General features: G+C 62.2%; 15 protein-coding genes. 5 read left to right on the top strand and 10 right to left on the bottom strand.

The genetic code is table 11. The annotated features are described in order from the left end of the window. Positions 1-212: 212 nt before the first annotated feature. Positions 213-2,639, bottom strand: a complete 2,427-nt coding sequence (locus ACFOTD_RS28780; RefSeq protein ID WP_378123405.1) for an S-layer homology domain-containing protein — start codon at positions 2,637-2,639, stop codon at positions 213-215. Between the two features lie 275 nt (positions 2,640-2,914). On the opposite strand from ACFOTD_RS28780, the gene ACFOTD_RS28775 reads away from it, so the two are divergent. Beyond that, complete coding sequence (locus ACFOTD_RS28775) at positions 2,915-5,470, top strand: winged helix-turn-helix domain-containing protein (RefSeq protein ID WP_378123404.1); 2,556 nt, start codon at positions 2,915-2,917, stop codon at positions 5,468-5,470. A gap of 5 nt (positions 5,471-5,475) precedes the next feature. After that, on the top strand, positions 5,476-5,844 hold the full coding sequence (locus tag ACFOTD_RS28770; protein WP_378123403.1) for a hypothetical protein: 369 nt from the start codon (positions 5,476-5,478) through the stop codon (positions 5,842-5,844). 349 nt (positions 5,845-6,193) lie between these two features. On the opposite strand, the gene ACFOTD_RS28765 is transcribed toward ACFOTD_RS28770, so the two are convergent. Then, positions 6,194-6,400, bottom strand: coding sequence for a helix-hairpin-helix domain-containing protein (locus ACFOTD_RS28765; RefSeq protein ID WP_378123402.1), 207 nt, complete (start codon positions 6,398-6,400; stop codon positions 6,194-6,196). Between the two features lie 199 nt (positions 6,401-6,599). Between ACFOTD_RS28765 and ACFOTD_RS28760 the strand changes: the two genes are divergently transcribed. Then, positions 6,600-7,904 carry a YCF48-related protein gene (locus tag ACFOTD_RS28760; RefSeq protein ID WP_378123401.1) on the top strand — a complete coding sequence of 435 codons (1,305 nt, stop codon included), beginning with the start codon at positions 6,600-6,602 and terminating at the stop codon, positions 7,902-7,904. Between the two features lie 68 nt (positions 7,905-7,972). On the opposite strand, the gene lspA is transcribed toward ACFOTD_RS28760, so the two are convergent. The 4 genes from lspA to ACFOTD_RS28740 all read right to left on the bottom strand — a co-directional run bounded on the left by lspA (position 7,973) and on the right by ACFOTD_RS28740 (position 10,522). Then, complete coding sequence (lspA, locus tag ACFOTD_RS28755) at positions 7,973-8,497, bottom strand: signal peptidase II (protein WP_378123400.1); 525 nt, start codon at positions 8,495-8,497, stop codon at positions 7,973-7,975. A 125-nt stretch (positions 8,498-8,622) separates the two neighbouring features. Next, positions 8,623-9,183, bottom strand: coding sequence for a DUF2231 domain-containing protein (locus ACFOTD_RS28750; protein WP_378123399.1), 561 nt, complete (start codon positions 9,181-9,183; stop codon positions 8,623-8,625). Positions 9,184-9,266: 83 nt separating this feature from the next. After that, positions 9,267-10,103 (bottom strand): M56 family metallopeptidase, encoded by an 837-nt coding sequence (locus ACFOTD_RS28745; RefSeq protein WP_378123398.1) that lies wholly within the window; start codon positions 10,101-10,103, stop codon positions 9,267-9,269. Positions 10,104-10,105: 2 nt separating this feature from the next. Then, positions 10,106-10,522: a BlaI/MecI/CopY family transcriptional regulator gene (locus ACFOTD_RS28740; RefSeq protein WP_378123397.1), complete on the bottom strand. Its 417-nt coding sequence runs from the start codon at positions 10,520-10,522 to the stop codon at positions 10,106-10,108. Between the two features lie 145 nt (positions 10,523-10,667). Between ACFOTD_RS28740 and ACFOTD_RS28735 the strand changes: the two genes are divergently transcribed. Both ACFOTD_RS28735 and ACFOTD_RS28730 read left to right on the top strand, forming a co-directional pair. Further along, entirely contained in the window at positions 10,668-11,780 is a 1,113-nt protein-coding gene (locus tag ACFOTD_RS28735) for a carbohydrate kinase (RefSeq protein ID WP_378123396.1), read from the top strand. A 35-nt stretch (positions 11,781-11,815) separates the two neighbouring features. Further along, positions 11,816-12,727 (top strand): pseudouridine-5'-phosphate glycosidase, encoded by a 912-nt coding sequence (locus tag ACFOTD_RS28730; RefSeq protein WP_378123395.1) that lies wholly within the window; start codon positions 11,816-11,818, stop codon positions 12,725-12,727. 134 nt (positions 12,728-12,861) lie between these two features. Here the strand turns inward: ACFOTD_RS28730 and ACFOTD_RS28725 are convergent, their stop codons facing one another. The 4 genes from ACFOTD_RS28725 to ACFOTD_RS28710 all read right to left on the bottom strand — a co-directional run bounded on the left by ACFOTD_RS28725 (position 12,862) and on the right by ACFOTD_RS28710 (position 23,351). Then, the gene (locus ACFOTD_RS28725; protein ID WP_378123394.1) at positions 12,862-13,305 is read right to left on the bottom strand and encodes a CBO0543 family protein; all 444 of its coding nucleotides are present in this window, start codon (positions 13,303-13,305) and stop codon (positions 12,862-12,864) included. Between the two features lie 25 nt (positions 13,306-13,330). Next, a complete protein-coding gene (locus ACFOTD_RS28720; RefSeq protein ID WP_378123393.1) occupies positions 13,331-13,789 on the bottom strand; it encodes a hypothetical protein in 459 nt (152 codons plus the stop codon). Beyond that, the gene (locus ACFOTD_RS28715; protein ID WP_378123392.1) at positions 13,789-14,577 is read right to left on the bottom strand and encodes a hypothetical protein; all 789 of its coding nucleotides are present in this window, start codon (positions 14,575-14,577) and stop codon (positions 13,789-13,791) included. Before ACFOTD_RS28715 ends, ACFOTD_RS28720 begins: the two co-directional genes overlap by 1 nt. Positions 14,578-14,729: 152 nt before the next feature. Continuing rightward, on the bottom strand, positions 14,730-23,351 hold the full coding sequence (locus tag ACFOTD_RS28710; protein WP_378123391.1) for a glycosyl hydrolase: 8,622 nt from the start codon (positions 23,349-23,351) through the stop codon (positions 14,730-14,732). Positions 23,352-24,066 lie beyond the last annotated feature (715 nt).

Here is a 24,066-nt window from a genome sequence, read left to right as displayed (position 1 = left end):
TAGGAGTACTTCCTTTCTCTCTCGTTTTGGTTGGCTAACCTTAATTTCGAGAATGTGGGGAGGTACTCCTCTTTTGTGCGCCAAAAAAGTCAGTCGTAGCAAGGGGTTTGAATTATGAAATTGACTTAATATGCAGGTTTTTTCGATCCGCCAAACATCCGGCACGCTCCAGCGCTCGGAAAGCGCGCTTACCTGTCCAGAAACCCCTTTTCTTACTCGCTGGGCTCAAGCGGCGGAAGGTCAGGCGTCGTGTATTCTACGACGTTGGATCTTCCCTTGTTATAGCCGTCACTGACAACGAGGCGGAACTTATAATTCAAGCCCGGCGTAAGGCCTTTGAGCGTAACGCGGTCGGTGCCGGAATCCATTTCTCCCACATAGAACGTAAAGTAGTCCTTGAACATAACCCCGTCTTGGTACTCGATTAAATAGTAGGTCGCTTCGACGGGCTCGGTGAATTGTAAGGTTACCGTCGTTGCATCGTGCGGCTGATTGACGTCGACGGCCAAGTCGGAGATCTGTCCTAAAGAATCGAGCTCAAGCGAAATGAGCGCGGGATTCAGCTTGAACAGCGCGTCCTCTTCGGATTGGGCCTCCGCGTCGGAGATCCAGGCTTTTAACAGCAAATCCCGGTCTACGGTCGACGGATCGATATAGACGGTGTAGCTGATGTCGAATTGAATGCCGGGCGGAAGCGAATAGGGATCCTGCGGATAATGACCGACGAACCGGTCGGTTCCCGCGATTCTCTCCAGGTAGAACCAATCGGATACGCCGGGGTACTCGTAATCCACTTCAAGCTGGTCCCCGTCATAATTCGGAAGCGTCAGCTCGATGCCGTTGACGGCATTCCGGAGGTCAAGGCCTTGGTTGTCGATATGCACGCTAACCTGCAACGCGCCTTCGAACTTCGTGTAGTCGTAATCGGAAACGGTTAATCTGACATCCGCCGAGAGCTTGAAGCGAATTACGGTCTCGCCGCCCGCCGCGTTCTTGGCTGTTAGCACGTAGGCGCCGCTCTCGTACAGCTCGCTGCCTAGTTCATAGTCGGCTATCGGTTCGCCGTCCTTGGTCAGTTCGAGAGACTCGATATCCGCTCCAGCGCCAAGTTCCGGCGTAACCGCGGCCGTATAGGTGTTTCCGTCTTTGACGCCGTTAATGACCGGTCCGGGCGTAGGCGTCGGCTCCGCGCTCGGCGACGGGCTCGGCTCCGCGCTTGGCGACGGGCTCGGCTCCGCGCTTGGCGACGGGGTCGGCTCCGCGCTTGGCGAAGGGCTCGGCTCCGCGCTCGGCGACGGGCTCGGCTCCGCGCTTGGCGACGGGCTCGGCTCCGCACTTGGCGACGGGCTCGGCTCCGCGCTTGGCGACGGGCTCGGCTCCGCACTTGGCGACGGGCTCGGCTCCGCACTTGGCGACGGGCTCGGCTCCGCGCTTGGCGAAGGGCTCGGCGCTGGAGTCGGTGCCGGGGTTGGCGTCGAGCCGCCTGGCGCAGAAGTGCCGCCGGTTACGCCTGTCTCACCTTGCAGCAATACGCCGGCTTCGCGCTCCAGACTGCCTGGCGCATGCTCGAACGAAGAGCCCGAGACGAACAGACGGGCGCTGCCGATCTGACCGGAGCCGGTGACGAAGATGATCGCGTATGCGTTCAAGCTGCCTACGGTCGAGCCGGACGGCACGATGAGCAACCCTTCCGTGCGGAAGTCGAGCCGCGCGACAGAAGTGGCGCCCTCCAGCACGAGGCGCAGCTTGCCGCCGAGCTTGTTCACGACGACCTGTCCGAGCTTGGCGTCGGACAAGTGCACGCTGTGCTCGCCGCCGCCGGCAACGTTCAGCGTGCCCGCTACGGTCACGCCTTCAAGCCGCGCATCCCCCTCGCCCACCTCGGCGCCGATCGTCAGATCGCCGCGGACGACCGTATTGCGCAGCGTCACGCCCGGCGCCTTGATCGATACGCTGCCGGCGATCTCCTGCGTGCCCTCGGCCGGTCCGTAGACGCCGGCCTTGTCGTATACGGTCGTGCGCGTCCGTTCTCGCAGCGTCCATGCCTTGTCCAGCGCAACGACGGCCTCCGCGCGGGTCATCGCCTTGGCCGGCCGGAACGTACCGTCCGGATAGCCGCCGAGCAGCTTTGAATACACGGCGGCTCCGACGGAGGCTTTGCTCCATGGCCGGATCTCCGCAGCGTCCGAGAATGCCGATCCGACCTCTCCCGTCTCTGCGAGTCCGTCAAGCTTGGCGAGCACGACCGCCGCTTCTTCCCGCGTCACGCTTCTGGACGGACGAATCGTACCGTCGGGGTAGCCCGACAAGATGCCGGCACCGGCAGCCGCGTAGATCGCCCCCGCATACCAGCTCCCTTCGCGGACGTCGCTATATTTCCCGGCGCCTCCGCCGCCCGCTTGAAGCTCGAAGGCACGTACGGCCAGCGTCGCGAACTCGGCGCGCGTGACCGGCTGATCCGGCTGCAAGCCGCCGTTCCCGGTGCCCGCCAGCCATCCCTTGTTTACCCAGTCGTTAAGCGTGTCCTCCGCCCAGTGCCCGGAGATCCCCGCCGCCGATGCGGCGCCCCCCCAGTCCGCTCCCAGCATGGACAGCGCAAGCGCGCACGCAGACAGCCTGACTCCTTTTCCCCATGCCACTTCCGATCATCCTCTCCTTGCATGCTTTGTCTGGAGCCTATCCTACCAGGGAAGCGGGAGAGAATCGATTTACTTTCGTTAACTTTCGACAGCATCTGTCAAAAGGAAATTGCCGCGCGCGCGCCGAATACCTTTTTATTAGCGTAGTATACGTTTGACACTCAACATGCCGAATCGAGGTAAGAAGCTTGCCTTCCGATATCATCCTGCGAACAAAAATACGCATCCCTCCCGTTCGCCGTGACGGAGTCGTCCGTACGAGACTGCTCGACCGGTTGAACCATGCCGTGGGCGGCAGGCTGACAGCGCTCGTTGCCCCCGCCGGCTTCGGCAAAACGACGCTGCTGGCCCAATTTTTGACGGAACGCGCTGCCCCCGCAGCATGGTTGTCGCTGGACGACACGGACAATGACCCGGCCAAGTTCTGGCGTTATTTCATTCAAGCGATCGGCGCCGTGATCGCAGAGCTCCCCGAGCGAGCCCTCCCTCTTCTGGATGCGCATCCGAACGTCTCGCGCGAGACGATGATGGATATGCTCCTGCGGGAAATCGACGATTTTTCCTTGCGGACCGGGCATTCGCTGGAGATCGCGCTGGACGACTACCACGCCATTCAAGACGATCGGATCCACGACAGTCTTGCGTATTTTATCGATCATTTGCCCGAAGACGCGCATCTGATCATCGCGAGCCGCACGCAGCCGCCTGTCCAAGCGGCGAAGTGGCGCGCGCGGGGTCAAAGCACCGAGATCGCCGGCAGCGAATTGACCTTTACGGCCGAAGAGACACGCCGTTTCTGCGAGCATACGGCCAAACTCAGCTTGACGACCGAGCAGGTCGACCGGATCTTCGCCTGGACGGAAGGCTGGGCGGCGATCGTCCAACTGGTATCCGTATCGCTAGAGGGTAAAGACGCCCGGTCTCTGGATCTTCTTAGCGGACAAGCTGCGGGCGGACATGACGGCATCATGACATACCTGGCAGAGGAGGTGCTGTCGCGTCTGCCCGACGAATTGCGGCGGTTTCTGCTCGACACGTCCGTGCCCGAGCGGTTCGATTCCGGCACGTGCGACGCCCTTACCGGCCGCGACGACGGGAGCCGTATGCTGGGCGAGCTCCGCAGGCGCAACCTGTTTCTCGTGCCGCTGGACGACGGCGGCGTCTGGTTCAGGTACCATCATATTTTCCGCGATGCGTTAAAAGGTCAGCTGCTCCGGGAAGACCCTGCGCGCGCAAAGCTGCTCTCCCGCGTCGCCGCGCTGCGCCTAGGCGAGCTCGGACTCCACGATGAAGCGATGGAGCAGAGCATCCAAGGGGGCAACGACGAGCTGGCGGCCGAGCTGCTGCAGCGCCAGCTTTACACCGTGCTCGGTCGCGGCGAATTCTCGACGCTGCTGCGCTGGATGCATGCCATCCCGCCTGCGTCTCTGCCGGCCGAGCTTCATTTGCTTCGCGCATTCGCGCTCATCGTCACCGGCCAATTCCCTGCCGCGGAGGCTGCGCTGATCTCGCTCGAGCGGGACATTCAGGCGCTGCCGGACGACGGGCGGCGCGAACAATTGCAGAGCGGCCTGTTTTTCGTCAAAGTCAACTATGCGTTCTCTACCGGGGACTACGATCAATGGCTGAAATACGCGGACCGCATTCCGGATATGCTGCCGGAAAGCCCGTTGTTCTACAATTTGAACTACAACAAGAGCGAGCCGCTCGTCAGGCGCACGCTGTTCGGCCTGAACGGCGCCATCCCGCCGAATACGAACGTCATCGCGCTGCGGATGGTCGACATCATGAACGCCCATGGCTGGAAGCAGTCGTTGTTTTCGCAATACGTGGTTCAATCGGTGGCTGAAGGCTACTTCGAATGGGACCGGCTGCCCGAGGCGGATTCGCTGCTCAAGGAGGTCGAGACGATCACCTACCACAAGCGGTGCGCCGGCTTGTACGTTCCCTGCCGCATCACGATGGCCAAACTCATGCAGGCCGGAGGACACGCCGCGGAAGCCAGAGCCCTGCTGCAAGCGACGGCGGAGACAACCCGCGATTGGGGCGAATCGCACTGGGAAATGCCGCTGGCCGCGTATGAAGCTCGCTTTGCGCTTGCCGATGGCGATCTGGCCGGCGCCGAGCGTCTCCTGAGGCGGACCGGCGTCGGCGCGGCCGACGCTCCCGCACTCTATAAAGAGACGGAATATATGACGCTCGCCCGTTTGTTAGGCGCGCGGCGCAAGGAAAAGGAAGCGCTGAGGCTGCTGGAAGGCCTCGCGGAGTTGGGCGTCCGCGAACGCAGCCTCATTACGACGGTGGACGCGACCGTCCTTCGCGCGCTGCTCGAGTGGCAGCGCGGACGGCGCGAGGCGGCGCTCGATCGTTTGCACGAGGCGCTCGCCGCGGGCGCCGCAAACGGATATGTGCGCAGCTTTACCGGCGAAGGCAAGCCCATGCTGACGCTGCTGCAGGCTTATCGCGCAAAGCGGCTGCTTGCCGTTCCCGACGGCGAAAAGGCGCTGGCAGGCGATGGAGCCGACGGCGGCGTGGAGGCGGCATATGTGGGCGGCCTCATCGCCAAGCTGCAAGCGGAACTCGAAGCGGCAGGCGCATCGGCTTTTACGGGCGAGTACGACGGCGATCGGCTGATCGAGCCGCTCACGGACAAGGAGCTGGCGCTGCTGCAGGAGCTCGATCGAGGGGCGACGAACCGCGAGTCGGCTGCGAAGCTTCAATTGACCGAGGGCACGGTCAAAGTTTACCTGAGCCGCGTTTACGCCAAACTGGGCGTCTCTTCGCGGACCCAAGCGCTCAGCCGCGCGCGGGAGCTGCGGCTGTTGGATTAAGTCCGTTGGCGGTGTACGGGGCGGCATCGCCTCTCGCAGTGCAGGCGATCCGCCCCGGACACCGCGTCCAGGCGGCATCGCCTCTCGTAGTGCAGGCGATCCGCCCCGTACACCGCGTCCAGGCGGCATCGCCTCTCGCAGTGCAGGCGATCCGCCCCGGACACCGCGTCCAGGCGGCATCGCCTCTCGCAGTGCAGGCGATCCGCCCCGGACATCGCGTCCAGGCGGCATCGCCTCTCGTAGTGCAGGCGTTCCGCCCCGTACACCGCGTGCAGGCAATCCGCCCCGGACACCGCGCGTCCAGGCGGCATCGTCTCTCGCAGTGCAGGCGATCCGCCCCGTACACCGCGTCCAGGCGGCATCGTCTCTCGTAGTGCAGGCGATCCGCCCCGGACACCGCGTGCAGGCGGCATCGCCTCTCGCAGTGCAGGCGATCCGCCCCGGAACCGCGTCCAGGCGGCATCGCCTCTCGTAGTGCAGGCGATCCGCCCCGTACACCGCGTCCAGGCGGCATCGCCTCTCGTAGTGCAGGCGATCCGCCCCGGACACCGCGTGCAGGCGGCATCGCCTCTCGTAGTGCAGGCGATCCGCCCCGGACACCGCGTGCATTCGGCATCGCCTCTCGTAGTGCAGGCGATCCGCCCCGGACACCGCGTGCAGTCGGCATCGCCTCTCGTAGTGCAGGCGTTCCGCCCGGGGCACCGCGAGCTGGCCTATTACGCGTCAAGCCTCCGCCTTTTTAAACGACACCCCCTTCGCCGCGAGCGCTTGCTCCAGCGTATCGATCCCCTTGCGGCCCATGCCGTGCAGCTTGAGGATGTCCTCCGCCCGCCAGTCCGCGAGCTGGTCGAGCCGTTCGATGCCTGCGCCGGCCAGCGCGCGCAGGGCAGGCTTGGACAGCCGTTCAGGCAAGTCGCGTTCCTTCTCCATCTCGACGCCTCCATTCTTATATGTGTTATTTCTCCCTGTAACGCTCCCTTTCATTTTACCCGCCGCCCCCGCTTCATTCCATTCTGCATCTTCATTTTTCCGCCCCGGTCATTCGACCGGCAACTTCCCTTCCCCGCGGTTCGTCTAACTTCATGAAGGTTAAACTACTACCATCATGAAGAAACGGAGATGAATCGCCATGCCGAAAATCAAATGGCTCAGCTTCCTGCTGGCCTCAACCTTGCTCGCGGTGCCGCTCGCCGCATGCAACCAGAGCGACGGCGCAGCGTCCTCCGGCGGTGCAACGGCGTCTGTATCTGCAACCGTCCCGGCATCCGACAATGCAAGCACGACGTCCCCGACGGCTTCGGCCTCCGAAACGACGGCCGCTTCCCCTTCCGCAATTCCCGCCGAGACGGCTTCGCCCGCTCCGAGCGCGTCATCGACCGCCAAGCCGTCCGCGGCAGCGTCGGAGTCCGTGCAGTCGGCCCTGGGCATGCCGACAGCTTTTCGCATGGCAGGCACCAAGATCGGCTGGACGGGCGGAAAAGGCTGGATCGCCAGAACCGACGACGGCGGCAAAACCTGGCATACGCAGTACAAGCACGATTACGAGATCCTGCAGATTTTCGCGCTGAATGACCAGCAAGCCTGGGCTACGCTCGACATCGGCGACTCCAAAGCCGTGAAGCTCGTAAAGTCGACGGACGGCGGCAAAAACTGGAGCGACGCGGGTAATGTGCCGAGCTACGACTTTTTCCATTTTGTTAATGAAAAAGAAGCGTTCAGCGGCGCATGGACGACCCGGGACGGCGGCAAATCGTGGCAGGAACTCTCCGTTCCGAAAGGCCAAGTCGGCAACGTTTATTTCCATGACCGCAGCAATGGCTGGGCCGTCACTCAGAACGCCGGGCAAAAGTTCAGCTTCCTCCGCACGCAGGACGGCGGAAAAACGTGGACATCCGTCTACTCGAAAGCTTGGGACGGGGATCTAAACGGCGCGGTCATCCGCTCCGCCGGCAAAAACGACGCCTGGATCGAGCTCATTGGCGGTTCGGGCATGACGCAAACCTCGTATTCGCTGTTCCACACCGCGGACGACGGCAAGAACTGGCAGCCGGTCGTCGCCAACAGCACAGCGGGCGCCGGACCTGCTCCCGGATTTAAAATGGACGACAAAGGCGTGCCGTCCAATGAAGGCAACTCGCCGGGCACGCTGTACGTGGTCGACACGAAGACAGCCTTCCTCGGCGGCCAGTGCCAGGCTTGCGACAATTCCAATACGCTTGGCTATACGACGGACGGCGGCAAAACGTGGGTGAACGACAAGACGCAGCTGCCAGGCTACGGCAAGCAGCTGATTGCGGCCGCGGACGCCAAGCACGTATTCTGGATTCTTACGGATGCGGAGAATCCGTCCGTCCTGTACGTGTCGCAAGACAGCGGCGCGCACTGGACCAAGACGCATACGTTCGCCAAACCGGATGGCGGCACGGCGCAATAACGGCATGAATTAAAGAAGCTTCCCGGCCGCGTAACTGCGGTCGAGAAGCTTCTTTTGTTATGATGGCCTTAACATCCTCGCGGTTCGCCGATATCGGGCTCCGGATTTTTCTTGGCTGCCCGCGCATCCAGCAGCATGCCGACGATCCCCAGCAATACCCCGACGTTGATCGCAAGATCCGCCAGGTTCATGATGCCTCGGCCTCCCGTCCACTCCAGAAAGTCCGTCACCCGCGCGAACAGCAGCCGATCGATCGCATTGCCGACGGCGCCGCCCGCGAAGAACCCCGCGCCAGCCGCAAGCCAGGGATTGCTTAGCTTGCCCTTGCGCTGCGCATAGACGACCCAGATGACGACGGCAATGGCGACCGGGATAAAAATTCTGCCCCAGCCTTCGAACGAGCCGCCTGCCGCCCCTGTATTCTCGATATGGGTGAACCGTAGAACGCCTGGCCAGAATAAATGGCTGTCTCCTACAGGCAACGCGTTACGGACCGCGATCTTGGACAATTGATCGATCCCGATAACGGCCAGGAGCACGACATAGACCAAACCTCGACGGCACGAGTCTCTGGCCGATTTGACGCTGCGCATGGCGATCCCTCCTCTATGCCTAGTATACGCGATCGTGGAGTCGGCCGTTGCGCAATCGTCGGCGCGGCTGCCTTGTCCTAGGAAAAGGAAGTCCTTTTCAGCCGATTAGCCCCTTCAAGGTTCGATTATGGATTCGCTGCCGCGGAGCTCGCTCCGGGCGCTTGTCCGCCGTTGTCGCCGCCCTGACCGCCCTGGCCTCCCTGGCCCATTTGTCCGCCTTGTCCGCCTTGTCCCATCTGCCCGCCTTGCTGCATGCCGGGTCCGCCGAACCCGCCGCCTGGAAAGTCGCCGGGCGCGCGATGCACCATCTCGCCCCCGAGGTGTCCGGTATAGCCGACCAGCACGGCCGCAGCCAGCGCGGCGACGAGGAAGATCGGATGGCTGCCATAATCCTTCTTTTTAGCCCACAGCAGCGAAAGACGCACGACGCTGATCGCGATCGCGAGGAACATCGTCAATTTGCCGTACATTTCGTGCTCGCCCACGCTCGGATTCGGCGACTCCGGCCCTGTCAGCACGGATGCGATTGCGCCAAGCGTGCCCGCGATGAGGCAGACGAGCCCGGCATTGTTCCATTCCCGTTTTTTCCAGATCAGGCCGGCCAGGTCGAACAAGAAGCCGAAGATTAGCAGCACGATCGGAAAATGCGTCAAAATAAAGTGCTTGTTGTTCCATAAATAATCCATTAGACTCGCTCCCTTTATAACACTATATATCGTAGTGTTGATGTCTATAAAAAACGGGCCGGCAGGCCCGGGATATCCGTGTCTCAACCTAATGCCACCATAAGCACCAGCACCGCAAACGACAGCAACGTCGCGGAGAGCGGCGGTCTCCAGGAGGGCTTGTACTGGGGATCCAGCAAAAGACGGATGCGCACGTTGACGGACGCGTCCGCGAAGGACGCGCTCGCTGCCGGCATCTCGGCGGCTCCGCCCTGCCGCAGCAGCTTCAGCAGCGCGCTGCCCAATTCTCGGGCGCCGCCGCTCGACGACGCGATAGCATGGCGGTCCGCCAGCACTTCGATCGCCGTCTTGTACTTGTCCTCCGCCCAGCCGAGCAGCGGAACGTACCACAGCGCAGTGCGGCTCAGCGACAGCGCGAACAGCGCGAGCGGATCGCGCCGCCTCAGATGATGCCGCTCGTGCGCGACGACCGCCGCGATCTCGGCGGGACTCAGCATTCCGAGCAGGCCCGTGGACAGCACGATTCGCGGCCGGACGAAGCCGACGGTCATCGCGACGGGCGCGTCCGATCGAATGATCGTCAGCTGCCGCCGGCCGAACCCGAACCGGCGCGCATATCGCCTGGACATGCGGGCATCCGCAGTCCGCCGCAGCATGCAGCCGAATCGCCGGGCGAACGCCGCCTCACGGACGAGCTGCCTGACGCAGACGGCCAGCGACGAGACGAACACCGCGCTCATCAAGGGCATCGATATCGGAAATCCTATGTACCGGAACCAAGCGACGCAGTAGTCGAACAGCACGAACGGCAGCCTGATCCGGAATACGACCTTGAGCACGAACATCGCCATCTGCGCCGCCACGAATGCCGATACGGACAATGAAGCGACGAGCAGCCATCTCGAGCGGGCTTCCCACATGATTATCGTTCCTTTTTAAGTTGTTTGAGCTGCCGCTCCAACTGGTCCAGCAGATCGGGATCGACCTGCTCCAAGGCATCGACCATATGCACGACGGCCCGCGAACCGAACTCTTGCACCAGCTCGAAGGTCAGCTCCTTGGATTGTGCCTCGAGAAATTCGTCCCGGGTGAGGACAGGACGATAACGATGGGATTTAGAAACCGCCTTTTTGCTCAATATTCCTTTATCCACCAGCCGGTTCATTACCGTCATCACCGTATTGAAGCTCATTTCCTTATCCTTGTTCAGCGCTTGCTGCACGTCCTTGATCGTCAGCTCGCCCTCCGCGTCCCATAGCGCGGTCATGATCCTAGCTTCGAGCGGGCCGAAAAATCGCTCCAGGCCGTTGCCGTGAAATTTGAAATTTTGCAGCTTCATGTTCTACACACCCTTCACACTACAGATTATAGTTTTCTGCAGGGCCGCTCGTCAATGCTTGCTTACTTACAGCAGTTTCCGGGTTGCGCAGTTTGCAGACACTTGTTTATAATATAAACATAAGTTTAAAAAGAAGGAGCTGCCTATGGATCGCGAGCAACAGATTATGTCGTTCATCCGGCGCAATCCCTTCGTCAGTCAGCAGGAGCTCGCAGACGCGATCGGCATCTCCCGCAGTGCGGTCGCGGGGTATGTCGCGGCGCTGACCCGCAAGGGCAGCATTCGCGGACGGGCGTACGTGCTCGCCGAAGAAGGATCCGTGCTCTGCATCGGCGGCGCGAACCTGGACAGCAAAGCCCGCGGCAAGCAGCCGCTGCGGCTCGGCGCCTCCAATCCCGTCGCAGTCGCGGAGAGCTGCGGCGGCGTCGCGCGCAACATCGCGGCCAACCTTGCCGCGCTTGCCGCGAACGTCTCGCTGCTGACGGCGGTCGGCGACGACAAGGCGGGCCGCTGGCTGCTCGACCGGACGTCGAGCCAGGGCGTAGACATCGGCCCGTCCCTCGTGCTTGGCGGCGAGAAGACAGGCAGCTATACCGCCATTCTCGACGAGGACGGAGAGATGTTTATCGCCTTCGCGGATATGGAGATCTACGAGCGGATCACGCCGCAGACGCTCGAGGAAAAGTGGCCGCACATCGCCGCCTCGAAGCTGGTCGTGGCAGACGCGAATCTGCCGGCGAGCAGCCTTGCTTGGCTGGCACGCCGCTGCGGCGATGCCGGGCTCCCGCTATTCGTCGATCCGATCTCGCCGGAGAAGGCGAAGAAGCTGCCGGACAGGCTGGACGGCATCGCGGCCGTGTTCCCCAACCTGGCAGAAGCGCGCCAGTTGGCCGGCGAGGACAGCGATGGGCGGCCGGCCGACGAGGGAGAGGCGGAATGGGCGGCGCTCGCCTGCCGAATCCTGGAACGCGGCGCCGGTCATGTCCTGATTACGCTCGGCAAGCACGGCGCCTACTGCGCCGGACCGGACGGGGGCATTCATCTCCCCGCGCTCCCGGTCCAGGTCGTCGACGTCACCGGTGCGGGAGACGCGTTTCTCGCCGGCGTCGCCTACGGCGTGCTGCGCGGCGAGTCCTTCGCCGACGCCTGCCGGTCCGGACTCGCAGCCGCTCGCATCGCGCTCGAGACCGCGAGCTCCTCCTCCGAGCACCTGAACGAAGAACGGCTGGCCGAGGCCATCCGCAACGCGCAAATTTAATGTACCCCACTCTAATAGCGGAAGGAATCGATCCCATGAACCCATATCTTCAATTGACCAAGGAAGTCCAGGACGCGCTGCACGAAGGCAAGCCGATCGTCGCGCTGGAGACGACGATCATCTCGCACGGCATGCCTTATCCGCAAAATATCGAGATGGCCCGCAAGGTCGAAGACATCATCCGCGAAAACGGCGCCGTCCCGGCGACGATCGGCATCATGAACGGACGCATCCGGATCGGGCTCGACGCAGAAGGGCTTGAGGCGTTCGCCAACTCGCCGCAAGTCGAAAAGGTCAGCCGCCGCGACTTCGCGCACATCCTGTCCTCCGGCAAGATCGGCGCGACGACAGTGTCGGCCACGATGATCGGCGCAGCGATGGCCGGCATCGAAGTATTCGCCACCGGCGGCATCGGCGGCGTCCACCGCGACGGAGAGAACAGCATGGACGTCTCCGCGGACCTCACAGAGCTGGCCCAGACGAACGTCGCCGTCGTCTGCGCAGGCGCGAAATCCATTCTCGACATCGGCCGCACGCTCGAGTATCTGGAAACCCAAGGCGTCCCCGTCGTCGGCTACAAGACGGACGAGTTCCCTTCGTTCTACGCCCGCGAGAGCGGCTTCGGCGTCGACTTCAGGCTCGACACGCCCGAAGAGGTCGCTGCCATGCTGCGGACCAAGTGGAATCTTAACCTGGCTGGCGGCGCGATCATCGCCAATCCGGTGCCGGCCGAATACGCCCAGCCGGCGGACAAGATGGAAGCCGTCATCCGCCAGGCGCTGGACGAAGCCGACGCCCAGCATATTGCCGGCAAGCGCGTGACCCCGTTCCTCCTCGGACGAATCAAGGAGCTGACGGGCGGCAGCAGCCTCGACACGAACATCCAGCTCGTGTACCACAACGCGAAGGTCGCGGCGGAGATCGCCGTGGCGTTGAGGGCGAAGTAACGCATATGAGTTGAAAATAAAAACGGGAAGAGACGGCCGCGGCCGCTTCTTCCCGTTTTGCCTTCACTTTGGCGCCCCATCCGCTACCGAATCGAGCTGGGCAGAATGAGTGTTGTAACCGCCAAAAATTAGCCTTATCGGCGAATAAAACGCAGGTGCCATCGCAGGAACAACAGTCCGAAAACGTAAACCGGAAGGGAGTAATACAGTTTCCAACCTTTATAGATCAGGTACCCCGTCTTGAGCGACAGCCATTCGAACAAAAGGGCCAGGACGACGGCGACAACCAGATACAGCACGAACAGCTTGTTGCCGTTCGGCATGAAGTTCAATGCCAACACGCCGGCCGTCGGCGGAAGCGCGACCTGCAAGATGAGGTCCGATAGCGACACGTCGGGATTGATAAAATCGTATAGGTCGAGCAAAAGTCCGAAGCAGAGATCGGTATAGATCGTGAGCGCGATCATGACGAAGTACGTCGCATACATTTCCTTCCTCGTCAGCCGCTTGGGCGAAAAAATCAGCGCGGCGACGGCCGCGACGGCGCTGGCATAGGCAAACCAATTTCCGGCATTCATGGCGTCACCTCGGATTCGATGTCGGTTATTTCGTTTTGGCCAAGCCAAGCGCCTTATGGTCCCACAAGATATCGGCCACGACCGCGGCCTTATCCTCGTCGCAGGTCACGACCAGGATGACGTCTCCGCGTTTGCCCTGGAGGAACGCGGTCTTCTTTTTGCGCCGCTTCCGCAGGTAGAGGAGCCCGTTGATCGCGACGCCTAACGCGAATCCGGTTCCCGCCCCGATAAGTCCCCAGATGATCGGCCCCCAGGTCCATACGAACCCCTTGCTAGCGCCTACCGTGGCGAACATGAACGCCAGGATCATGCCTTTGTCCATAAAGGATAACCCGTCCGCCCGGTGCATGCTGTCCATCAGCCGCGGCTCCTCCTTGCGCAGGTCCAACGGCACGGCGTAGATCGACGAGACCCCATGCGCCTCCAGCTCCGTAATGGCAATCTCGAGCAGGGTAGAATAATCGAACGTCGCGAATATTTGCATCAGTCCACTTTGCTCCCGATCGTTAATGTGACGCCTGGCGGCTGATAATTTCTGACGAGGTGGCTCCTTAAGGCATGGTCGAAAAGCTTGTTGTTCTCAACAGTGCTCACATAGGCGTCGTACACGGTAAACAAATAAAAGGATGGAATATACAGCAGCCACTGGGCATCCACAGTCCTCGCGGACGAGTGGATGTCCCCTATAATGAACTGGTGCATGGCCAAAATCACATGGGATTCGTATACGAGCACGATGGTACTGAGCAGGATAAATGTCGCCAATATGATACGATGGAGATACAGCTGCCCGACGCTCGGGATGCCCATCGACCAAACCACGGCTATCCATGGCTTGCGTTTATCTAGATAATTCACTTCGAACGCGCCGATGTTGAATTCGCTGAACTTCGCGTTTTCCCTGCGCGCCAGCACGTACACCTTGTTCATGTCGACCGCCGTCCGGTAGCTGTCCCAGATGGCGAACAAATAAACGGGGATATAGAGCGACATGAATCTGGGATCCAGCACGTCCCGGGCCGCTTGGAACTGGCCGTTGAGCGTATGGACGATGGCAAGATTCAGATGGATTTTCTGATTGATAAATATCTCCCACAAGACCAGCAGATATCCCCGAATGTACTTGTTCAGCAGCAGGTGGCCGAAGCCCGGAAAGGCCGTCGACCAAAAAGCGATCGTATACGGATTGCGCTTGTGAATCTGCGCCGTCCCGAACATGCTGACAAAGGCGAGATAGCGCCTGGCGCGAAAGGGATCGGAGAAGTTATTCATCGGTTCACCCCGAAGTCCATGTCCGAATTTAGCGAAACAAGCGATTCTCCGCAACGCTCGCGATTGTAGATTGTCCCTCGGCAGGAGGAATTATCCTCAACAAAAAGCGCGCCGGCTCCTTGAAGGAGGCCGGCGCGCTTTGCGTCGTTCGGTTAGCGGTTGAGAAGCTTATAAATGACGTTCGCCGCTTGGACGCGCGTCGTCTCGCCCTTCGGCGAGAACGTGCCGTTTTCGAAGCCGTTGATCAGTCCGGCGTCCGCCAATTGCCCGACCGCTTCGCGCGCATATTCCGCGATCGAAGCTTGGTCCTTGAAGGCAACGGCCGCCTCTGAACCATCCAGCCGGCCTGTCAGCGCGATCGCTCTGGCCGACATGACGGCCATGTCCTCGCGCGTGATCGTGTCGTTCGCGCCGAAGGTGCCGTCCGCGCGGCCCTTGACGATGCCGAGCTTGGACCCGGCAGCGACCGCGCCGTAATACCAGGCATCGGACGCAATGTCGCTAAACGACGCCGTCGCCTGCGGATCGGTCAGCTCGAGCGCCTCGAGCAGCAGCTTCAGGAACTCGGCGCGCGTCACCGGACGGCCTGGCTCGAACATACCGTCCCCGGTGCCGTTTGCGATCTGCCGCGCAGCCAGCGCTTCGATCGCTTGCCGCGCCCATGCCGCCTGCGACAGGTCGCCAAAGGTTACGTCGGCATAGCCGACCGCATAGCGGCTGAAATGCCGCGGCTCAAACGAGATCGTACCGGCCGATGCGTCTGCAACAGTCCGCTTGACCGGCTGCAGCTTGCCGTCATCCGTGATGTAATACACGACCAGCTTGTGCGTCTGCTCGCCCGACTGCGGCTTGTAGTCCAGCGTCACGCTGACCGCGCCGCCCTTGCCGAAGTCCGCCGGCTTCGCGCCGTCGACTGTCAGGCTCAGATCGTAGACCGGACGGTCGCCGATCTTGCTCTTCGCGTCCGCCGGCAGCGCTGCGTTGTCCGCCTTCGCGATCGTGAGCGTCAACTGCTTCGCGCTCGGCCCGATCAGCCCGACGTTCGTACGCACGACGATCGTCGCGCCGTTCGCGGTGACCGCGATCTCGCCGACGCCGCCTGCCGCTGCGGCGCCAAGCAGCGCCTGCAGCGGCAGGTTGACCGTTGCCGTGCCCTTGATAGACGCTTCGCCCGTATCGATCGCGATCTGCAGCCTGCCGTTCTTGGCGCCGGCAGCCGCCTTCTTCACGTCGTCCGCGTTTAAGCTGACCCCGACGTTGCCTTGCGCGTCCGGCGTCGCCTTCACGGCGATTGCGCCTTCGGATACGACAGCCGTGCCGTTAGCGCCGCTCGTCGGAGGCGTCACGGTGCCGGGATTGCCCGTGCCCGGATCGACCGGCGGCTCCCCGGTATTGTCGCGCGTCGCGAACCGCGGCAGTCCTTCGATGCCGATGCTGTTCTGATAGAAAGCCGCCATCGCTTCCTTCGTGTTGTAGTTCCAGGTACGGATGCCCCACGGCATAGCGAGCGTCCAATCCGGCTGGGCCGCCTGTTCGGCCTGCGTCGGGAAGACGAACGTCTCGCCGATGATCATCGGCTTGCCGTCGGCCTGCGCGATGCGCTTCGCTTGCTCGTAGTGGCGCGTTGCGTAGCCTTCCGTATCGTAGAAGTCCACGGACAGGATGTCGTAGTAGTCCTTGCCCGGATTGAAGCTGTTCCAGTCGTTCGCGTCATACTCGGCGAGTCCGCCGTCGAGACCCTCGTAGCGGTCGAACTTGGCGTCGCCGTCGGCATAGCCGTAGTCGTCCGGCAGATCCTGGACATTCCATACCCAGATGATGTTCGAGAGCCCTTTTTCCTTTTCCATATAATCGTGGAACATCCGGTACAGCGCCGCGCTGCCTTCCGGTCCCGGGCGTCCGCCCCACCAGAAGACGTGCTGGTTCATCTCGTGGAACGGCCGCAGCATGACGGTCACGCCCGCGTCCTCGAGCTGCTGCAGATACTTCGCGTATTCGTCCATGCGAAGCTTCCAATTGTTGTTGAGCGCGGTGCCGTCCGTAAGCAGATCCTTCCATTGATCGTTGTAAAGGAAGCTGTAAATACGGTTCGGACTCGGCAGCGTCTCCTGCGCCGTGTCTCCGCCCCAGTTGCCTTCCGTTTCCTGGGCGACCGTGTATTGCGGCGGCGAGACGTGGAACATGATCTGCACGAGGCTGCCGCCGGCCCATTGCCGCTTGATCTCGTCGATCATGTTCTGCCGGTACGGTACCGTGCCGCCCGTCAGGAAGTCCGCGCTGTACAGCGCCGGATACACGCCGAACTCATTGGCCACGCGCTGATGCAGCACGTCGTTCGCGGCCGGATTCGAGTACGACTGGTCATGATGCATCGCGGACAGCATACCGTGTCCGGTGAGCTTCTTCAGGTAATCGACCACATCGACCGCGACAGGCAGATGGCTCACCGTGACGCTCAGCTGCGCGTTGACGTCGATCGTGAACGTCGTGCCGTCCTGATACAGCTTCACTTGCGTAAGCGCGACATTCGTATGCCCTTCCTTCAGGAAGTCGCCCTTCGGCACGAAGCGATCGAAGTTCGGCAGCACCGCCGCGTCCGAGGATACGTAAGTCGCCTGCACGATCTTCGCGCCCGCAGGCAGCGTCGCGCTCGCGTTCAGCAGCGAGATCAGGTTGCCGATGCCGTCGGCCTGAAGTTCCGTTTGTGCGAACGAGAGCTCAGGCAGCACCGGCTTTTCGCCGAACACCAGCTGAATTTCATCCAAGGTGACCGTGCCCCCCGTAGCGCTCCCTACCTTGTTCACATAGAGCGCGAACGAAGCGACGCCCTTCGTATTCAACGTGCCCGCGCCTTCCTTGCGCTTGAACTCGCCGATCGGGATGACGAGATGCTGCGGCGCGGTCGACGTCTTGTCGAAGCCCGCTACATTGTTCAGATGCGCCTCGTACGAAGCGCCGTCCGACAGCTGCAGCAGGATGTCCTGCCCCTTGCCGTCCGTTTGCACCCACAGCTCGACCGCCTCGAGCCCCGGCCAGTAGCCGTTCACCGTGCGCGAGCGGCCGGAGTAGCCGTTCGTCAGATCGTAATCGAACTTCATTGCGTTGCCCAAGCCTTCGCCGAACGGCGACGGGACGAGCGTCAGCGTATTTTGTCCCCCGTTCGTATTGCGTCCGTAGACGCCGGAGAGCTGCGCGTTGTCCGCATAAGCCGAGAAGTCGTCGAGCGCGATCTTGTACTTGTCGGGGTCGACAGGCCCGCCGTCGCCCAGCGACTGCGCGAACAGCCAGTCGAACGGCTTCGCGTCGTACTTGGCGTCAATGCCGTTGTCCAGCACCGGCACCCACGATTGATGCCCGTCGTACGTAATGCCGTCCTGAACGACGCCCGTGAATTCGGTGTAACGTACGTTGCCGCCCAGCGCGGTCAGCGCCGTATTTGCGGCGCGGCTGTTCGACACGTCGATTGTCGTGTCGTTCGCGCTGTGGAACAGCCAGATCGGCACGTCCTTCACCTTTTCATAGTCGGCCGTCGTCAGATTCAGATTGCCCGGCACGGTCGTCGTGCTGGCGATCGCGATTGCGGCCGCGTACAGCTTGGGCTCCTGCAGCAGCAGCTTCCACGTCCGGGTGCCGCCGGCCGAAGCGCCTACGATGTACACCCGCGACGGATCGATCTGGCTGTCGTCCGCAAGCAGCTTTTTCACCAGCGCGGTGACGCCGTCCACGATGTCGTCCGGCGCGCCGTGCGCCGCGCTGAACTGCGGCGCCAGCACGTACATGCCGCCGTATGCGGCCTGTGCGGCCGGATCCGCGAATGCGGTCGCACCCTTGCTGGAGAGCATCGGCAGCAGACCTTCGCTGCCCCGCTCGCCGTTGCCGTGCAGCCAGAGCACGAGCGGATACTTTTGCCCCGCCTGCTTGTCGTTCGGCACGAACAGATTGTACGTATGGTCGCCGTTCGCGTCCGTATACGTGCCCTGCTCGAAGTCGTCGACGATCAGGTTCGTCTGCTTGCTCTGAACGTACTTGGCGCCGAGCGGCAGAAGCGAACCGATTGCGCTCTTCTGCTTGACGCTGTAGCCCAGATTTAGCAGCGTCGTCTGACGCGCCGCGCCGTCCCAGGACGTTGTCGCCGCTTCGGCCAGATCCTTGCCCGTCTTGAACTCGAGTACGACATAACGTCCCGCGGACGTACCCGCGCCGTCGATTTTACCCGTGTCGTTGACATAGGCATTCACGATCGTGCGGAGTCCCTCGTAGGAGACGACGCCCGTGCCCGTCGTGTTGCGGACGCCTACCTCGAACGTGCTCTTGGAAATGTCCGCCGCGTTCACCTTGGCGCTTACGCCCATGTCGATGACCAGCCCCTTGACGTTCTGGCCCCAATCGTAAACTTCGGTAACCAGATCGTAGTTGTAGGACTGCGTTTCCACGCCGCTTCCCCCTTTGAGCGTGGAGGCGAATACCGGCGTATCGAGAATCGACACCGTGTTCTTGTAGAACGTACGCAGGGCGTCGTCGGTGTTGTATACCCATGCGTCGTCCGCCCACGGCATCATCATCGCGTAGTCCTTGTATTTAGCCAACCCCGCCGTATCCAGCAGCTTAAAGCTCTCGCCGATGCCGATCGGCTTCGGACCGTCCGAGCCGCCGGCTTCCGCCGCGAACCGCTTCATCTGGGCGTAGTAGTCGTCGCCTTTGCTGCCAAGGCCGTTGGTGTAGGCATCCAGCGTCAGGATGTCCCAATAATCGTTGCCCGGATTGTAATCCTGCCAGTTCATCCGGTTGTCGAAGTCCTGCATGTTCCACATCCAGATCATGTTGTCCAGACCCTTGACGTTCACCAGGTAATCCTTGGTCAGGCGATAGAGAGCGGCCGTATTCTGCGGCACGCCGGCCCACCAGAAGGCATGCTGGTTCATCTCGTGGAAAGGACGAACCATCGGCACGACGCCGGCGTCCTTGAGCTGCTGCAGATACTTGGCGTACTCGTCAAGCCGCAGCTTCCAGTTCTTGTTCAGGTCGCCGCCGTCGGTGAGCAGGCTGGTCCACTGCTGCGGCGCGAGGTCGGTCTGCACCGCGTTCGCGCTGCCGGACCAGTCCGCGCCCTGCTTCTCCTCCTCGACCGTCCGGGTTGCGGACGGCACGTGGAACATGATGTTGATCAGCGCGCCGTCGTTCCACTGGCGTATCGCCTCGTCGATCATCTTCTGCCGGTTCGCGACGTCGTCCTTGAGGAACAGGAAGTCCCCGCTCCAGATCGCCGGCGTGACGCCCGTCGTCTCCATAATGCGGTCCGTCGTGATGCGCGGCCGTTCGTTCGGCTCCTTGTTATGCATGGCCGACAGCGTGCCGCTGCCTGTCAGCGATTGAAGATATTTAAGCACGTTCACAGGTTCGGCCAGCGCGCCGACGTCGATCGTGACCTTGCGGTTCACGTCGATGTAGTGCTGCTTGTTGCCCGCGTATACGGCTACCTGCTTGATCGTGACTTCGACCGTGCCCGTCTTGCGGAAGATTCCCTTGGAGGAGAACAGCCCCTCGTTTTTCAGGATCTCGTCGTCGCTGCTGTCGTACAGCACCTGGAAAAGATACGGCGCGGCGCCCGTCGTTCCTGCGCCAAGCGCTGTGAGCGTCGTGTTCGCCTTGAGCAGCTTCATCAAGGTGTCGCCGCCCGCTGCCTGCCACGCCGTGCTGCCGAAGTCGATCTTGAAGCTCGGCGCTTCCTTCGCCGGCGCCAGCTTGGAATACGAGACGCCGTCGATCGTCATCGTGCCGTTGCGGTTCTCGCCGCCAAGCTTCTTAACATAGAAGCCGAGGCCGAGCAGCCTGGACGGATCGAAGGTCGCGCCTGCCGCGAGCGGTTTGAACGCTTCGATCGGAATCTCCAGATACTGCGGCGTCTTGGCGGTGGCGCTGAAGCCGCGCAGATCCAGCAGGTCGAACTCGAACCAGCGGTCCGGCGCGCCGGAGGCCAGTCGGATCAGTACGGTCTGGCCGCTGTTGCCGTTGCCCTGGAACCACAGCTTGATCGTCTTCGCGCCCGTGATGTCGAGATCGAGCGCGCGTGACGTTCCCGTGTATCCGTCGGGACCGTTCGTGTCGTACGTCATCGCGAGCGCCTGCTTGCCGCTGCCCCCGAGCGGGGAAGCCTGGAGCGCGACGGCGTTCGTGCCGCCGGAGGCGTCCCGCGTATAGGCTGCGCTCAGCGCGGCGTTGTCCGCATACCCTTCGAAGTCGTCGATGGCGACCGTGCCGGCGCGGCGCGTCTGGAAGGCCGGCGTATCGGCCAGCGTCAGATTCGACTGATAGAACGTCTTGATCTTCTGCGCCGAATTGTAGTCGAACGTATCGCCCGCCCACGGCATCGCGAACACCCAGTTCGGCTGCGCCGCGAGCTCTTCCTGCGTCGGCAGCACCCAGCATTCGCCGATCGCCATCGGCCTGTCGCCGGCTACGGCGACCGCTTGGTCGTAGTTGGCCTGCGTGTAACCCTTGCTGTCGTAAACGTCCAGCGCGAATACGTCCCAATAGTTTTCGCCCGGATCGAAGGACGACCAGTCCGCTGCGTTGTAGCCGTAGCTGTCGCCATAGTTAGCCGGCAGGTCTTGCACGTCCCATACCCAGATCAGATTGTCCAATCCTTTGACGTCGACAAGGTAGTCGTGCGTCATCCGGTATAGCTCCTTCGTATGCTCGGGATTGCCGGCCCACCAGAATACGTGCTGGTTCATCTCGTGGAAAGGACGGAACATCGCGGTGACGCCCGCCTGCTTGAGCTGAATCAGGTACCGGTAATATTCGTCGAGACGTTTCTTCCAATTTTCATTCAGCTCGCCGCCGTCGGTCAGCAGGCTGTCCCACTGCGTCTCGCTGAGATACGCCTGCACGCCGTTCTGATCGGCCGTCGCCGTGCGGTCGTCCCACTTGGCGCCTTGCTTCTCCTGCTCGACGGTCCGGTTGGGCGGCGCCACGTGCAGCATGACGTTGACGAGCGCACCGTCGTTCCACTGGCGGATCGCTTCGTCGATCATCGTCTGCCGCGCGTTCACGTCCCGCGCCTGGTACAGGAAGTCGCCGCTCCAGATCGCGGGCGTCTCGCCCGTCGCGGCGAGCAGCCGGTCGGTCGTCTCGCGCGGGTTCGTATTCGGCTCCTTGTTGTGCATCGCCGTCAACACGCCTTGGCCGCGCAGTCCCTTCAGGTAATCGAGCACGTCCACCGAGGGCGCGAGACTCGATACTTCAATCGTGAGCTCGCCGGTGACCGCGATCTCCTTGACCGCGCCGTTAATCTCGGCCTGCACGGACTGCAGCTTCACGCGCACCGCGCCCGATTGGCGGAACAGGCCTTTGTAGACGTAGCCGCCGTTGACGTTGGCCAGAATCTCCGGCTTATTGCTCTCGTACTTGACGCCTACGATCCGGCCGCCGTCGGATACGGTCGCAGCGGCGTTCAGCACGGACAACAGATTGTCGCTGCCGTGCGCGGCCAGATTGGTCTCATTGAACTTGACCTCGCCGCCGCCCGCCTGCTCGGAGCCGCTCGGCACGAGGCGGACGACGTTGTCCAGCTTGAGGCTGGAGGATGCCGCAATGCCCGCCCCCGTCTTGTTCACGTAAAGCGCGATGCCCTTCATCTGATCGGGTACGAGCGTCATGCCGCTGGACTTCGGCGCGAACATCGAGATGGGGATAATGAGGTGCTGCTGCGTTGTCGATGCGGGATCGAAACCAGGCACGTTGGCCAGGTGCGCTTCCATCGAGGCGCTCGCGCCGCTCGTGAGCTGGAGCAGGATGTCCTGCCCGAGGCCGTCGCCCGTGAAGTCGAGCGCCACGGCGCCGGTACCGGTCCAGTCCTGGCCGGCGAGCGACCTGACCGCGCCGGTGTAGCCCTTGCTGTTAAAGGATGCGGCGTCGTAGGCGAACGTCATCGCCTTGTCCGCGCCTTGGACCGTCAGCGTGCGGGCGTTGGTGCCGCCATTCGCGTTGGGCGCCCATGCTGCCGCGAGCGCGGCATCGTCGGCATAGCCGTCGAAGCTGTCGACGGGGATCTCTTGGGCGAAGATGAGCTTCGCCTCGTCGAGCGTGACGCTGCCTTGGCCCGAGCCGCCCATGTACATGGCGAAGGAAATGACGTTATCCGTGCTCGGGATCGGCGTCGTGCCGCCCTTCGCCGTGAACTCCGCGATCGGGATGACCAGATGCTGCGGCGCGGCGCTGTTCGCATCGAAGCCGACATGCTTCTTCAGGTCGGCCTCGTACGACGAGCCCGGCCAGGCATCGCCGATATTGAGCTGCAGGATCGGGTTCGGGATCGGCGTATCCGCCTGCACCGTCAGCTCGATCGCGGCCAGCCCCGGCCAGGCGCCGTTCTGCGGCAGCGCGCTGCCGACATCGCGGCGCAGGATGACGCCGTTATAGCCTTGCGCGAGATCATAGTTAAATTGAAGCGCCTTGCCGAATTCGGCGCCGAGCGGCGAGTCCGCGAAGGCGACCGAGCCGGACGCGCTCGGATTGCGACTGTACTTGGCAGCGTCGGCGGCGTCGAAGTTGTCGAGGACAACTTTAAATTCGGGGCCGAGCAGTCCCAGATTGCTTTGCTTGTAGGTTACGGCCGCTACGGAGAGCGCGGCGGCGACAGCGCCGTTCGCGTCCGCCTGACCCTCCGCGACCGTCGCGCCTCTGGCCGTCAACGGATCGGCGAATAAAGGGATGATCATCATGACTGATAGCAGCATTGCCAATCCTGAGCGAAGTCTCTTTTTTCTTGGCAATTCTATTGCCTCCTCCAAATATGAATGCGTTCGCCGGCGCAGCGGCGCCGTCAAGCGTCAAGCGTCAAGCGCGGGCAGCAGCTGCACTGCGGCCGCCCGGAACTGTGTGGTAGAGAAGAGCCGGCGGATGGCCGGACATGTGCTTTCCCTCGAAAGCACTTCGAGCCGCGAGTCCCCGCTTCACCGCTATGTGCTTTCCCTCGAAAGCACCTCGGCCGCGAGTCCCCGCTTCACCGCTATGTGCTTTCCCTCGAAAGCACTTCGGCCGCGAATCCCCGCTTCACCGCTATGTGCTTTCCCTCGAAAGCACTTCGGCCGGCCGAGCCCCGCTTCGCCGCTATGTGCTTTCCCTCGAAAGCACCTCGAGCCGCGGGCCCCGCTTCACCGCTATGTGCTTTCCCTCGAAAGCACTTCGGCCGGCCGAGCCCCGCTTCGCCGCTATGTGCTTTCCCTCGAAAGCACTTCGGCCGCGAGTCCCCGCTTCACCGCTATGTGCTTTCCCTCGAAAGCACCTCGAGCCGCGAGTCCCCGCTTCACCGCTATGTGCTTTCCCTCGAAAGCACTTCGGCCGCGAGTCCCCGCTTCACCGCTATGTGCTTTCCCTCGAAAGCACCTCGAGCCGCGGGCCCCGCTTCACCGCTATGTGCTTTCCCTCGAAAGCACCTCGGCCGCGAATCCCCGCTTCACCGCTATGCGCTTTCCCTCGAAAGCACTT

The sequence above is a fragment of the Cohnella sp. GCM10012308 genome, assembly GCF_042649185.1.
GTDB lineage: Bacteria > Bacillota > Bacilli > Paenibacillales > Paenibacillaceae > Cohnella.
Note: the sequence above shows the minus strand (reverse complement) of the source record. Positions and strands in the feature narration are given on the sequence as shown.

Coding starts and splice junctions, on each gene's coding strand:
- ACFOTD_RS28765 (WP_378123402.1), bottom strand. CDS start 6,400: ATGGAGAAGGAACGCGACTTGCCTGAACGGCTGTCCAAGCCTGCCCTG.
- ACFOTD_RS28760 (WP_378123401.1), top strand. CDS start 6,600: ATGCCGAAAATCAAATGGCTCAGCTTCCTGCTGGCCTCAACCTTGCTC.
- lspA (WP_378123400.1), bottom strand. CDS start 8,497: ATGCGCAGCGTCAAATCGGCCAGAGACTCGTGCCGTCGAGGTTTGGTC.
- ACFOTD_RS28750 (WP_378123399.1), bottom strand. CDS start 9,183: ATGGATTATTTATGGAACAACAAGCACTTTATTTTGACGCATTTTCCG.
- ACFOTD_RS28745 (WP_378123398.1), bottom strand. CDS start 10,103: ATGTGGGAAGCCCGCTCGAGATGGCTGCTCGTCGCTTCATTGTCCGTA.
- ACFOTD_RS28740 (WP_378123397.1), bottom strand. CDS start 10,522: ATGAAGCTGCAAAATTTCAAATTTCACGGCAACGGCCTGGAGCGATTT.
- ACFOTD_RS28735 (WP_378123396.1), top strand. CDS start 10,668: ATGGATCGCGAGCAACAGATTATGTCGTTCATCCGGCGCAATCCCTTC.
- ACFOTD_RS28730 (WP_378123395.1), top strand. CDS start 11,816: ATGAACCCATATCTTCAATTGACCAAGGAAGTCCAGGACGCGCTGCAC.
- ACFOTD_RS28725 (WP_378123394.1), bottom strand. CDS start 13,305: ATGAATGCCGGAAATTGGTTTGCCTATGCCAGCGCCGTCGCGGCCGTC.
- ACFOTD_RS28720 (WP_378123393.1), bottom strand. CDS start 13,789: ATGCAAATATTCGCGACGTTCGATTATTCTACCCTGCTCGAGATTGCC.
- ACFOTD_RS28715 (WP_378123392.1), bottom strand. CDS start 14,577: ATGAATAACTTCTCCGATCCCTTTCGCGCCAGGCGCTATCTCGCCTTT.